This is a genomic window from Serratia sp. CY32780, from assembly GCF_052169135.1.
Taxonomy (GTDB): Bacteria; Pseudomonadota; Gammaproteobacteria; order Enterobacterales; family Enterobacteriaceae; genus Serratia; species Serratia sarumanii.
In genome coordinates, this window is the sequence record NZ_JBJNLI010000005.1 from 189331 (window position 1) to 202312 (window position 12982).

10 protein-coding genes are annotated in these 12982 nt (G+C 63.1%); 3 read left to right on the forward strand and 7 right to left on the reverse strand.

Annotation, left to right across the window (positions count from 1 at the left end):
- Window positions 1–208: 208 nt before the first annotated feature.
- Together ACJ8HH_RS20015 and ACJ8HH_RS20020 are read left to right on the forward strand one after the other, a co-directional pair.
- Window positions 209–1162, forward strand: coding sequence for an aldo/keto reductase (locus ACJ8HH_RS20015; RefSeq protein ID WP_033648834.1), 954 nt, complete (start codon window positions 209–211; stop codon window positions 1160–1162).
- Between the two features lie 61 nt (window positions 1163–1223).
- Window positions 1224–1841, forward strand: coding sequence for a pyridoxamine 5'-phosphate oxidase family protein (locus ACJ8HH_RS20020; protein WP_049213355.1), 618 nt, complete (start codon window positions 1224–1226; stop codon window positions 1839–1841).
- On the opposite strand, the gene ACJ8HH_RS20025 is transcribed toward ACJ8HH_RS20020, so the two are convergent.
- Complete coding sequence (locus ACJ8HH_RS20025) at window positions 1838–2404, reverse strand: GNAT family N-acetyltransferase (RefSeq protein WP_049213356.1); 567 nt, start codon at window positions 2402–2404, stop codon at window positions 1838–1840. The two genes, ACJ8HH_RS20020 and ACJ8HH_RS20025, sit on opposite strands and share 4 nt — an antisense overlap.
- A gap of 51 nt (window positions 2405–2455) precedes the next feature.
- Window positions 2456–3808 carry a molecular chaperone gene (yegD, locus tag ACJ8HH_RS20030; RefSeq protein ID WP_033648831.1) on the reverse strand — a complete coding sequence of 451 codons (1353 nt, stop codon included), beginning with the start codon at window positions 3806–3808 and terminating at the stop codon, window positions 2456–2458.
- Window positions 3809–3972: 164 nt separating this feature from the next.
- Between yegD and alkA the strand changes: the two genes are divergently transcribed.
- On the forward strand, window positions 3973–5463 hold the full coding sequence (gene alkA / locus ACJ8HH_RS20035) for a DNA-3-methyladenine glycosylase 2 (RefSeq protein ID WP_049213358.1): 1491 nt from the start codon (window positions 3973–3975) through the stop codon (window positions 5461–5463).
- A 9-nt stretch (window positions 5464–5472) separates the two neighbouring features.
- Here the strand turns inward: alkA and ACJ8HH_RS20040 are convergent, their stop codons facing one another.
- The 5 genes from ACJ8HH_RS20040 to ppx form a co-directional block, all read right to left on the reverse strand.
- Window positions 5473–5826: a DNA-binding protein gene (locus ACJ8HH_RS20040; RefSeq protein ID WP_049213360.1), complete on the reverse strand. Its 354-nt coding sequence runs from the start codon at window positions 5824–5826 to the stop codon at window positions 5473–5475.
- A gap of 191 nt (window positions 5827–6017) precedes the next feature.
- Window positions 6018–9344, reverse strand: coding sequence for a diguanylate cyclase (locus ACJ8HH_RS20045; protein ID WP_060436626.1), 3327 nt, complete (start codon window positions 9342–9344; stop codon window positions 6018–6020).
- A gap of 185 nt (window positions 9345–9529) precedes the next feature.
- Window positions 9530–10963 (reverse strand): magnesium transporter, encoded by a 1434-nt coding sequence (mgtE, locus tag ACJ8HH_RS20050; RefSeq protein ID WP_033635529.1) that lies wholly within the window; start codon window positions 10961–10963, stop codon window positions 9530–9532.
- 103 nt (window positions 10964–11066) lie between these two features.
- Entirely contained in the window at window positions 11067–11249 is a 183-nt protein-coding gene (locus tag ACJ8HH_RS20055) for a YfgG family protein (protein ID WP_004941600.1), read from the reverse strand.
- A 181-nt stretch (window positions 11250–11430) separates the two neighbouring features.
- Window positions 11431–12981 (reverse strand): exopolyphosphatase, encoded by a 1551-nt coding sequence (ppx, locus tag ACJ8HH_RS20060; RefSeq protein WP_033635528.1) that lies wholly within the window; start codon window positions 12979–12981, stop codon window positions 11431–11433.
- Window position 12982 lies beyond the last annotated feature (1 nt).

Sequence of the window (12982 nt, forward strand, 5' to 3'; positions counted from 1 at the left end):
TTACAGGATACTAGTTTAGCCAGCGAAGACGGCATAAAAATGAAGGAAATATGGAGGAACCGTCAGCATTGTCCTAATAAGTGGGTGATTTGAGCATGCTATGTTTATAAGTGATTTATTCCGGCTTATAGCCAATGCGTTTTAACGATTTCCTGCATTTGGCGCTAATAATTAACAGGCAAATCATTTAACCCATGGAGCCTTTGTGATGAGCAAGAAACAACTGGGCCGTTCGGGCATTCAGGTGCCGGCGTTGACCTTCGGCGGCAACGTGTTCGGCTGGACGGCGGATCAAGCGACCTCTTTCAGCCTGCTGGATGCGTTGGTGGACAATCAGCTCAACTTTATCGATACCGCCGATGTCTATTCCAGCTGGGCGCCGGGCAACCGGGGCGGCGAATCGGAAACCGTCATCGGCGAATGGCTCAAGAAGAGCGGCAAGCGCGACAAGGTGATCATCGCCACCAAGGTGGGCAAACCGATGGGCGAAGGCAAACAGGGGCTGTCGCCGCGCTATATTCAGCAGGCGGTGGAGGACTCGCTGCGCCGCCTGCAAACCGATTATATCGATCTCTACCAGTCGCACGACGATGACCGCGATACGCCGCTGGAAGAGACGCTGGCGGCGTTCGATGCGCTGATCAAGGCCGGCAAGGTGCGGGCGATTGGCGCCTCCAACTATCAGGCGGATCGCCTGGAAGAAGCGCTGCGGGTGAGCGAAAGCAACGGGCTGGCGCGCTACGAAACCCTGCAGCCGGAATATAACCTGTATGCGCGCGAAGGGTATGAGGCCGAGCTGGAAGGCGTGGCGCAGCGCCATGGCCTCGGGGTGATCAACTTCTTCGCGCTGGCCAGCGGCTTCCTGACCGGCAAATACCGCAGCAAAGCGGACGAGGGCAAAAGCCAGCGCGGCGATCGCATCGTCGAACGCTACCTTAACCCGCGCGGTTTCCGCATTCTGGCGGCGCTGGATCAGGTGGCGGGCAAGCACGGCAGCTCCCCGGCGCAGGTCTCGCTGGCCTGGCTGATTGCGCGCCCGAGCATCACCGCGCCGATCGTCAGCGCCACCTCGTTGCCGCAGTTGGATGAGTTGGTCAGCGCCACCCGCCTGACGCTGGATGCGGACGACATTCAGACGCTGAACCACGCCAGCGCTGAGTAAGAGCCGCCGGCGATTTTGCTCTATGCTGAAGGGGTCAATATGACTTATTCAGGAAACCGCAATGTCTGGCGATACCATCAACGACCTCGCGACGCTGGAACAGCTGTACGGCAAACCCGCCGCGCCCTCGGTGTTTAAAGAAGTCAGCTATATCCACCCGGCGTACCGTCCGTTTATCGAGGCGGCGCCGTTTGCCGCCCTCTCGACGGTCGGACTGGACGGCATGGATGTCTCCCCGCGCGGCGATCCGGCCGGTTTTATCCATATCGAAGACGAGAAAACCCTGCTGCTGCCGGATCGGCGCGGCAATAACCGCATCGACAGCCTGCGCAATATCCTGCACGACAACCGGGTGGCGCTGCTGCTGCTGATCCCCGGCATCGGCGAAACGCTGCGGATTAACGGGCGGGCGGAGATCGTGGTGGCGCCGGCGGTGCTGCAGCGCTTCGCCCACCGCAATCAGCTGCCGCGTTCGGTGCTGCGCATTCGGGTGGAGGCGGTGTTTTTCCAGTGCAGCCGGGCGATCTTGCGTTCGGGACTCTGGGAAGAGGGCAGCCGCCTCGAACGTTCGGCGCTGCCCAGCCCCGGCCATATCTTGGCCGCGGTGAGCCAAACGCGCTTCGACGGTGAGGAGTACGACCAGGCGCTGCCGCAGCGGCTGAAGGATACGCTGTATTAATCGCCGCGGCGTTCGCGCCACGTTTGCCGGTTCAGCCGGTACAAGACGTGCTTTTGCAGCGGATGGCCCGCCGGCAGGCGTGGGTGCAGGAAGGTTTCGCCGTCAAATTGCATGCCGATGCGCGTCATCACCCGGCGCGACGGTTGGTTGTTTTCGGCGGTGAAGGACACCACTTCCGGCAAGTGAAGCGTGTCGAAGGCGCACGCCAGCGCCGCGCGTGCCGCTTCAGCGGCGTAGCCGTTGCCCCAATGGGCCGCCGCCAGCCGCCAGCCAATCTCCACGCAGGGGGAACAGGGCAGATCGTCGCTCGGCCGCGCCAGCCCGACAAACCCGATAAAGGGCGCGCTGTCTTTCACTTCCACCGCCCATAGCCCCCAGCCATGTTGTTGCATGAAGGCGCGGATGCGTTCGGCCTGCGCGCGGCTTTCCTCGGCCGTCATCGTCGCCGGGAAATAGCGCATCACCTGCGGATCGGCGTTAAGCGCAGCGAAGGCCGGCAGATCTTCGTCGCGCCAGGGGCGCAGCCGCAGCCTGGCGCTGTCGAGGGTAAGGATGGTTGACATGATGTATAGCCTCCAATGAGCAAGGGCGCGGCGAGCCGCGCCCGCGGGCTGTCAACGGAACAGCGTTTGCGCCCAGCGCGCCAGCCCGGCGGTGACCGAGCCGAAGTCGTTGCCGCCGACGATCGGAATGCCAGGCAGCTGCTGTTGCAGCGCGGCGCGCAGCAGGGGGGAGCGCGCGCTGCCGCCGGTCAGGTAGATCACCTGCGGCGCGGTCTGGCTGCTGGCCAGCGCGGCGCTGACCTGTTCCTGGATGCGCATCAACGGCTGCGAGATGGCGTCGGCGAGCTGAGCCTGGCTGATGCTCTCCGCCAGATCGGCCTGCACGAAGCCGAGCGGCGCGCTGATGGCGGTTTGGCCGGACAGGGCTATCTTACTCTCTTCGGCCGCGCGCACCAGTCGGTAGCTCAGGCGCTGCTGGTACACTTTCAGCAGGCGTTTGACCTTTTCCGGCTCCGCCGCGTCGAGGATCAGATCGCGCAGCACGCGGCCGTTGGCGGCGCTGTAGAAGTCGTTTTGCGCCGGCACGTCGTTGGTCGCCACCGCGTTCCAGTAAGGCAGCGCCGGCAGGGCGATGCCTTTCGCGGTTTCGCCGCCGAGGCCGAATAGTGGCATCAACTGTTTGAAGGCCAGCATGATGTCCAGATCGTTACCGCCGACCCGGCAGCCGCTGTGCCCCAGCAGGCTTTGCTGGCGATCGGCGCGGTCGCGCCACTGCGGCCCCATCAGCAGCACCGAGCAGTCGGTGGTGCCGCCGCCGATGTCCACCACCAGCACGGTTTGCTCTTCGCTCAGCGTCGCCTCGAAGTCCAGCCCCGCCGCCACCGGCTCGAACTGGAATTCAATGGCTTTGAAACCGGCGCGTTCGGCGGCGCGCTGCAAAATGCCCTGCGCCTGCCGGTTGGCCTCTTCGCCGCCGATGCCCTGGAAGTTGATCGGCCGGCCGATCACCGCCTGCTCGATACCGGTCTGCAGCACGTTTTCCGCCTGGCGTTTGATGTGGAACATCATGGCGCACACCAGGTCTTCGAACAGCGCGATCTGCTGCGGCTTCAGGCCGTTGGCGCCGAGGAAGGATTTCGGCGAGCGCACGAAGTACACCTCTTCCGGATCTTCCATGTAGTGCGCCAGCGCCTGCAGGCCGAACAACACGCTGTCGCCGTTGACCGGAATGTCCTCTTCGCGGTTGTAACTGATGGCGCGGCGCAGCAGCTGCTGGTTTTCTTCGCTGCCGGTCGGCACCTGCCAATGGCGGTGCAGGCATTCGCTCACCGCTTCGCGGGTCGGCGCGCACAGCATCGAAGGCAGATACGGTTCGTTGTTTTCCAGCGTCAGTAGCTCGGGGCCGTGGTCGCGCATCACCGCGACGGAACAGTTGGCTGTCCCGTAGTCGAATCCAATAAACATCTCTTTTTTGTCCCCATGCCAATGAAGGGGGGCGACTTTACCCGAGACGGAGCCGGCGGGCAATGCGCCAATGCGCGAGTGTCGAAAAATTTAGCGGGCGCGGCATCAGCATGCTTAACTTAATGTCCGAATTCCGCACGTCAGCGCGCCAGGCGAGCCCCATAATGCAGAAAAAACCGAACCCGAGCGTTGCCATGAATACTCAACAGCAAGCGTTGTACGACGCGCTGCGCGCGCGTGACCGCAAATTCGACGGCCGCTTTTTCGTCGGCGTCTCTTCCACCGGCATCTATTGCCGCCCGGTGTGCAGCGCCCGCACGCCGAAGCTGGAAAACTGCACCTTCTATCCGAGCGCGGCGGCGGCCGAGTTGGCGGGCTTTCGCCCCTGCCTTAAATGCCGGCCGGAGCTGGCGCCCGGCCTGGCGCTGATCGATCTGGGCAACCGCTATGCGCAGGTGGCGGTGCAGCTCATCGAGCAGGGCTATCTGTCCGAACACAGCTGCGAAGCGCTGGCGGCGCGGCTCGGCATTTCCGATCGCCACCTGCGGCGCATCTTCGCCGAACAGTTTGGCGCTTCGCCGATCGATTACGCGCAGTCGCACCGGTTGCTGCAGGCCAAACGCCTGCTGGCGGACACCGATCTGCCGCTCAGCGAGGTGGCGTTCGCCGCCGGTTTCGGCAGCCTGCGGCGTTTCAACGAGCTGTTCAAGGCGCGCTATCGCCTGATCCCGTCTGCGCTGCGCAGCGGCGGCGCGCGCGGTGAGCGGGCCGCCGCCAGCGGGCTGGTGTTCCATCTGGGCTATCGGCCGCCCTATGACTGGGATCGCATGCTGAATTTCCTGCAGGCGCGCGCCGTGCAGGGCGTGGAGCGGGTCGAGGGCCGCCGCTACCTGCGTTCGATCGCCGTCAACCAGGGCGGCACGGAACATTGCGGCTGGGTCAGCGTGCAGCCGGAGGAAGCGCGCAACCGGGTCAGGGTCGAGATCGCGCCTGCGCTCAGTTTGGTGACGACGGAGGTGCTGCGCCGCGTGCGCCTGCTGTTTGATCTGGACGCCGCGCCGGATCGCATCAATGAGGCGCTGGGCTCGCTGGCGGCCGATGCGCCGGGGCTGCGCCTGCCGGGCTGCGTGAACAGCTTCGAGCAGGCGGCGCGGGCGGTGCTGGGGCAGTTGGTCAGCGTGAAAATGGCGGCGACCTTCGCCGGGCGGATGGCCGAACGCTGGGGAGAGCCGCTGGCGGCGCCGCACGAGGGCATCACCCACGTTTTCCCCAGCGCCGAACGGGTGGCGCAGCTGCAGCCCGAAGCACTGCGCCTGCTCGGGGTGCAGCTGAAGCGCGCGGCGGCGCTGATCGAGATCGCCCGCGCGCTGGGCGAAGGGCGGCTGCAGCTCGACAACGTGCTGGATATCGACCAGGGCATCAGGGCGCTGACCGCGCTGCCGGGCATCGGCAACTGGACCGCCAGCTATATCGCGATGCGCGCCTGGTCTTGGCCGGACGTGTTCCTGGCCGGCGACTACCTGATCAAACAGCGTTTTCCCGGCATGACGCCGCGCCAGATCGAACGCTATGCCGAACGTTGGCGCCCGTGGCGCTCTTACGCCACGCTGCATCTGTGGCACAACGACGGCTGGGCGCCGGAAGGGGAGGATTGAGCATTCGGGCTAGCGGGGGGGCTCGATCAGCTGCAGCAGGCGGCTCATGCCCTCGCGCATCAGGAACGCCAGCAGCTTTTCCCGCTCGGCCGGCGTCAGGTGATAGTAATACTCGATCCAGACCCGTATCGGATCCTGGCGTTTGACGTCGTAGCCCGGAGGGTCTGTCTCGTGCAAGGCCGACAGGCTGCGCGCGCCGTACGGCAGGCTGTCGATATGGTATTCCAGCGCTTTGCCCTGCACGCCGCTGCGGCGGCGGCTGAGCCAGCCTTCGCGCCGGGCCATCAAATTGACCCCTTGCGGGGTTGAAGGCAACCCCGCCTTGCCCATCAGTTCCCTGGCGGAAAACCATTTCTTTTCCATAGTCCCTTATCCCTGAGCCATCACATGTCGAGGAAAATCAACGGATACGCTGATGTTCGCATGGGAGTTTCATCTTATTTAATCGTTTAAGCTTCAGGTGTTATTTATATCACTAATCTCGCATGGGTTAACACAATGTGAATAACGGGAGTGCGGCGCCGCCCGCGAGACGGCGCCGGTGAGGGGAGGGGTTAGCGAATGCCGAAGTAGCCGTCGCTGAGCAACACCGCCAGCGGCTGCTCCTGCGCGACCTGATCGCCATCCGCCAGATCGACGCCGATATCGCGCAGCGCCTGCAGCGTCACCGGTTGGTGGGCCGGCCCGGCGAGCGTCTGCGCTTTGATCCGATGCGCCGCGCCGTTGAGCATCGAGACCATCAGTTCATCCATCTGGTTGCAGTGCACGTTGGTGATAAAGCGTTCATCGACGCGAATGATGTCGATTTTCTGATCGCCCAGCTCATCGAAGGCATTGATGTTATGTCCGAAGCCATTGACGATCAGCCGGCAGCCCAGCTGCTGCAGTTCGCGAAGACACGCCCGGCACTGCGCGGCGTGTTCCAGCACCACGGCCTCATCGACGCTGAACAACAGTGCCTGCGGCGGCAGCGAGGAAGCGCGCACCCTTTCCGTCAGCTCGCGCTGGAAGTCGGTGTTCAGCAGGCTGTCGGTGGCCAGCGGCAACGCGAGCGACAGCCCCTTGCGCTTGATGTCGTCGGCGCAGTGCACCAGCAGCTGCGCCACCGTCCAGCGGTCGATGTCCGGCATCAGGCCGTACAGCTGCGCGGCGGCGATGAATGCCTCGTGCGGCAGCGGCCGATCGTCTGGCGCCATCACCTGCAGTTTCACCTGGTGGAACGCGGCCGACAGCGGCGTCGCCGGCGGTGCGACCGCGCGGGTCAGCAGCCGCAGCTGCCCCTCGCTGACGATCGTCTGCACTTCCTGCAGGCTCAGCAATTCATGCTGCCGCTCCAGCAGCTGTTTTTGCCGCGCTTCATACAGATACACCTGGCCGCGCCCGTGGTGCTTGGCGGTGTAGCAGGCGATGTCGGCCTGGGCCAGCAGCTCGCTGCTTTTGGCGTCGCCGCCGATGCGCGTGATGCCGGCGCTGGCGCCGACGCGATAAATTTTCCCTTCCCAGTAGAACGGATGCTGGCTGATTTGGTTGACCACCTGTTGCATCAGCGATTTGGCCTGCTCCGGCCGGCAGTCGAACAGGATCAGGCCGAATTCGTCGCCGCCCAGCCGGGCCAGGCAGTCGCTGTTGCGCAGCTGGTGCCGCATCAGCTGGGCGATGTCCCGCAGCAAGGCGTCGCCCGCCGCGTGGCCGGCGGTGTCGTTCACCGCCTTGAACCGATCCAGATCGAGGAACACCAGCGAATGCGGCGGTGACGGTTCCCCGCCGGCGACGATTGCCGCTTTCAGCTGCTTCTCGAAGCTGGCGCGGTTCGGCAGGCCGGTCAGCGCGTCGTGCGAGGCGCTGTAGCTGAGCTTTTTCATCAGTTCGCGCGAGGCGGTGACATCCTGCAGCACCATCACCGCGCCCATGGTTTCACCGTCGAGGGTTTTCAGCGGTGAGACAGACTGCTGCACGTCGAAATAGCGCCCGTCGCGGCTGTGCAGCACCAATGCGTAATCCGCCGGCCACTGCCGTGGATATTGCGTGAGGTTTTCGATTTCCGGGCCGTCTTTGCCGTTGGTCAGGCGCACCACGCCGGCGACGGGCATACCGATCGCCAGATCGAGCGGCCAGCCGCACATCTGCTCGGCCACCGGATTCATAAAGGTAATGCGCAGGTGGCTGTCGGTGGAGATCACCCCTTCGCCGATGGCGTCGAGGGTGATGTGCAAACGCTCTTTCTCCTCGTGCAGCGCTTCGGCGAGGCTCTTGAGCTCGGTCATGTCGATATTGGTGCCGATCATGCGCAGCGGCCGGCCCTGATCGTCGAGGATCACGTTGCCCTGGCCGCGAATATGGCGCACGCTGCCCTGGCGGGTCACGATGCGGTATTCCATGACGAAAGGCTTGGGGTCGGCCAACAGCGCGGCCAGCTCGCGATCGGTGCGGTCGCGATCTTCCGGCACCAACAGGGTGCGCCACAGCGCCAGCGTCGGCGTTTGGTCGGGATTGAGATCGTAGAGTTCGAACATGCGCTGATCCCAGGTGAAGTTTTCCTGGCTCATCACCCATTCCCAGATGCCGACGCCGCCCACCTGATTGGCCAGCGTAATGCGCTCCACCAGCCGGTTGTTTTCCGCCTGGCTGCGCTTCAAATCGCTGATGTCCTCCACCTGCGAGATGAAATACAGCGGCAGGCCTTCGGCGTCGCGCACCAGCGAGACCGCCAGCAGCGCCCAGACGGTCTGGCCGTCGCTACGGATGTAGCGTTTCTCCATGGTGTAACTGCTGATATGGCCATCGAGCAGGTCGTGCAACTGGCTGAGATCGGCGGTGAGATCGTCGGGATGCGTAATTTCTTGAAAGGTCAGCTTATGCAGCGCCTCAGGCGTATAGCCGAGCAGCGCGCACAGCGCCTGATTGACCTGCAGCCATTTCCCCTGCGGCGACACCAGCGCCATGCCGATGGCGGAATACTCCAGCGCGCTGCGAAAGCGGCTTTCGCTCTCGACGATGTGCTGTTTTTCCACCCGAAAGGCGTGCATCACCACCGCCATCGCGTGCGCCGGGATTAAAATCAGCAGCATCGGCAAGTACAGACCGAGATCGCCAAGGTGCTTGCCGGAAGCCTGGAAATGCAGCAACCCCAGCGAAATCATCACGGTGATCAGCAAGAGGGTGCAGAAGCAAACGGTGAACGCCTCAAAACGCGGCAGTGCGATGGCTGCCCACAGCAGCGGCAAAATCACGAACGTGAACGGAAAAGGCAGGTAGGTCAGCGCCACAAAGCTGAAAGCCAGCGTAACCATCAGCGTCAGCAATAATGGAAACGGGTTCAGCGCCGTCAGGGTGCGACGGTTATAAGAGAGGCCGATCGGCGCCAGCGACAGCACCCCTATCGCTTCGGAAATGAACCAGGTACCGAACGGCTGCCAAAAAGGCTGGCCTGGCGCGGGCACCAGGCCGGCGGCCAGCAGCGCGCTGAACAGCGGGGTAAAAATCACTGCGCAGACCACAAAACGCAGCCAACTGGCGAGATCGTTCAACGGATCGTACGGGTCTAGCATGCGGCGCAACAGCAGGGCGCAAACCGCCGCTTCCAGCAGGTTGATGGCGGCCAGCTTGACGGGCGTGGCGCTGACGCCGAACAGCAAGAAGCTGGCGAGCACGATGCCGAGGCCGCTGGCCAACAGCGGCAGGCCCCAGTGGCGCGGGGCGTGGCGGTACAGCACCGCGATCGCGGCGGCGGTCGGAAACCACAGCGGGGTGAAGTGGCTGGCTTCGCTGGACAGCGACAGGCTCAGCAAGGCGAGCAGAAACGTCGCCAGCGCCACTAACAGGGAATGCGTCAGCACGACGCCTTTGTGGGTGCCGAACGTGTTCGGCGCGCTGATCTCCATAGACACCCTTACCGATGGCCTCTGTCAGTGATTGGATTCATGACGTGGATGAATTAAGACGATTTATTGGCAAAGGTTAGTACAGCGCGAGAGGAAAACCTACCGGGATGGCCGACTTTACTGCGTTAACGCAAACCCGGCGACAGAATGGCGAAAAAGCCGGCGCGCGGCCGGCTTTTCGCGTATTACAGCAAGAACAGGGTGGCGAGGCCGAGGAAGATGAAAAAGCCGCCGGTATCGGTCAGCGCGGTGATGAGCACGCTGGAGCCGACCGCCGGATCGCGGCCCATTTTGAGCATGGTCATCGGGATCACTACGCCCATCAGCGCCGCCAGCAGCAGATTGAGCAGCATCGCCAGCGTCATCACGCCGCCCATCGCCGCGTCGCCGTACAGCAGCCAGGTGATGACGCCCATGATGCCGCCCCACACCACGCCGTTGATGATGGCGACGCCCAGCTCTCTGAGCATCAGGCGCGAGATGTTGCCGACTTCAATCTGGTGCAGCGCCAGCGCGCGCACGATCATGGTGATGGTCTGGTTGCCGGTGTTGCCGCCGATGCCGGCGACGATCGGCATCAGCGCCGCCAGCGCCACCAGCTGGGAAATGGTGTGTTCGAACAGGCCGATCACCCGCGAGGCGATGAATGCGGTGCAGAGGTTGATCGCCAGCCAGGCCCAGCGGGTCTTGACCGCCTTGCTGACCGGGGCGAACACGTCTTCTTCCGGGCTCAAACCGCCCATGCGGCGCAGGTTGGTGTCGCTCTCTTCGTTGACGGCGTCGACGATCTCTTCGATGGTCAGGCGGCCCATCAGTTTGCCCTTGGCGTCAACCACCGGGGCGCTGATCAGGTCGTAACGTTCGAACGCGCCGGCCGCTTCATCGGCCTTGTCTTCGGGCTGAAAGGTGGCGGGATCGCTGTCCATCACTTCGCGCACCGGGATCTCCGGATCGTTCAGCAGCACTGCGGTCAGTGGCAGCTCGCCCAACAGGGTGTTTTTGCGATCGGTGACGAACAGTTTATCGGTGGCGTCGGGAATGGTTTTGCGCATGCGCAAGAAGCGATGCACCGCGCCGAGCGTGACGTCCGGCCGCACCGTCACCAGTTCGAAATCCATCATCCAGCCGACGCTGTCTTTGGCGTACTGGCTCATCTCGCGCACCTGGGCGCGCTGCTCCGGCTCCAGCGAGGTCAGCAACCGGCCCATCAGGTTACGCGGCAGGTATTGCGCCAGGTAGGCCTGTTCGTCGACGTCTAGCGTTTTGATCGCTTTGAGCAGGTCTTTGTCGCTCATTTCCTCGATCAGGCTGTCCCAGACCGGTTCGGCGACCTCCACCAGCGTCTGGCCGCGCTTGCTGTTGCCCACCAGCCGCCACAGCGCCATACGTTCGTCCTGCGGCAGCGCCTCCAGCAGGTCCGCCAGGTCGGCGGCGTGCATATCGTCCAACAGACCGGTGATTTCCGCCGTCTGGTTCAGCAGTTCGCTTTGGCTGAGGGCGTGTTCATCCCCTGGCCGGCCGAGAATGCCGTCGACCAACTCCTTATTGTTCAACAGCAGAGTGAGAATGCGCTGGCGGTATTCAGCGACTTTTTTGACGTTATGGGTTGCGGCTGACATGGTGTTCCTTTACGGGCGCTCGGCGTTCCTGACGCAGGCTCATTAAAAGATAGAGCATAGCGGGTGCCGGCGTCATTTTTATGAAACGGCCGGGGTGCGGCGGTTATTCAGAGGAGGCGTCCTGTTGCGGCGCGCTGACTTCGGCGGCGTTTTGCGCAGCGGCCTGCTTTTTTTCCTGATGATGAGGCACCGCCACCACGGCGGCGTACAGCAGTCGGCCGACTAAAATGATAAAGCTGATAAACAACACTATCTTCGTCATCTGTCCGGTGGTTTTCTTGCGCATATATCACCCGGTATGCCGGTGTCCTGTGTTATTCGCTCGAGAATTTGTAAGCGGATTTTAGGCGCTGATGACAAAAGTTGTCCATTTTTTTCCGGCGTGCGGGGCGGTGTATTAGGGCTTCGTTTAGGTTGACGGGGCGAGGGCGGAAAGAAAAACCCCCTGTCTGGCAGGGGGCGGGGGATCAGGCGGAGCGCTGTTCGTTTTGCGAGCCTTCTTCTTCGATCAGCAGCTTCCAGCCGACGACGTCGTTCCAGTAGGCCTGTTCGCGCTCGAAATCGAGCTGCACCAGGTTGTTTTGTGCCAGGTAGCCGGCCGGGAAGCGCAGCGTCCAGTGGTTGTCGTCGGTGGTCAGGCGCAGCGTTTCCGGCGTGGTGGTCGACTGACGCTGGTTGTTGAGCAGGGTGCTCAGACGCAGCAGCTGGATCAGCGGCAGGTAGTGCTTCTTCTTGAACAGGTTGAGGCGCGGCAGCTCTTCGAGCTTGATCGCTTTGCGGTGGAAACGCACCAGCGCCGCCAGCAGCAGCTGCTGTTCCTGGTTGAAGCCAGGCAGGTTGGAGTTTTGCAGAATGTAGGCCGAATGGCGGTGCATGCCGCTGTGGTTGATGCTCAGCCCCACCTCGTGCAGCATGGCGGCCCATTTCAGCAGCGCTTCCAGTTGCGGATGCGCCAGCTTGGTGTTTTGCGCCATCCACTGCGAGTAGAGCAGCTCGGTGGTTTCCAGCACCCGCTTGGCCTGTTCGCGGTCGATGTTGTAGTGATCGGCCAGGCTCTTGGCGGTGCGGCTGCGGATGTCCTGATGGCGGAAGCGACCTTCCATTTCATACAGCACGCCTTCGCGCAGCGCGCCGTCGGACAGGCGCAGATCGCGGATCGCCAGCGCGTCGAACACGCCGCACAGGATAGCCAGCCCCGGCACGAACACCGATTGGCGATCCTCCGACAGCCCCGGCAGGCTCAGCGAACTGAAGCTTTTGAACTGCAGCACCTGTTCGGCGAGCATTTCCAGGCGATCCAGGGTGATGAGACCGTCTTTTTCCCCCATCGCCACCAGCACTTCGTGGGCGGCCTTGATGGTGCCCGAGGCGCCCAGCGCGTACTGCCAGCCCTGAATGCGGTACTGCCAGGCCAGCGTTTCCAATTTTTGCGCCGCCGCCAGCCGCGCGCGGCGGAAGTTGTTTTTGCTGATCTCGCCGCCCGGGAAGAACAGCTGGGCGAAGCTGACGCAGCCCATGCGGCGGCTTTCCGCCAGCAGCGGCTCGAAGTCTTCGCCGATCACCAGCTCGGTGGATCCGCCGCCGATGTCGATCACCAGCTTGCGGCCTTTCTCCGGCTGAGTGTGCTCCACGCCCATGAAGATCAGGCGCGCTTCTTCCTGGCCGGCGATGATTTCGATCGGATAGGGGATCACTTTGGCGGCGCGCTTGAGGAACACTTCGGCGTTCACCGCCTGACGCAGGGTATGGGTGCCGACGATGGTGACGTTATCCGCCGGGAAGCCCTGCAGCCGTTCGGCAAACAGCGCCAGGCAGGCCAGGCCGCGTTCTATCGCCTCTTCACTGAGTACGTTGTTGCTGTCCAATCCGTCGGCGAGATGCACCCGCTGTTTTAAACGGCCCAATACCTGTAAGGCGCCGTTGACGACGCGGGCGATCACCATGTGGAAACTGTTCGACCCGAGGTCGATGGCGGCGATTTCCTGCGGTTTGTTCGTTGCAGTGTTTTTTAGCGGCATA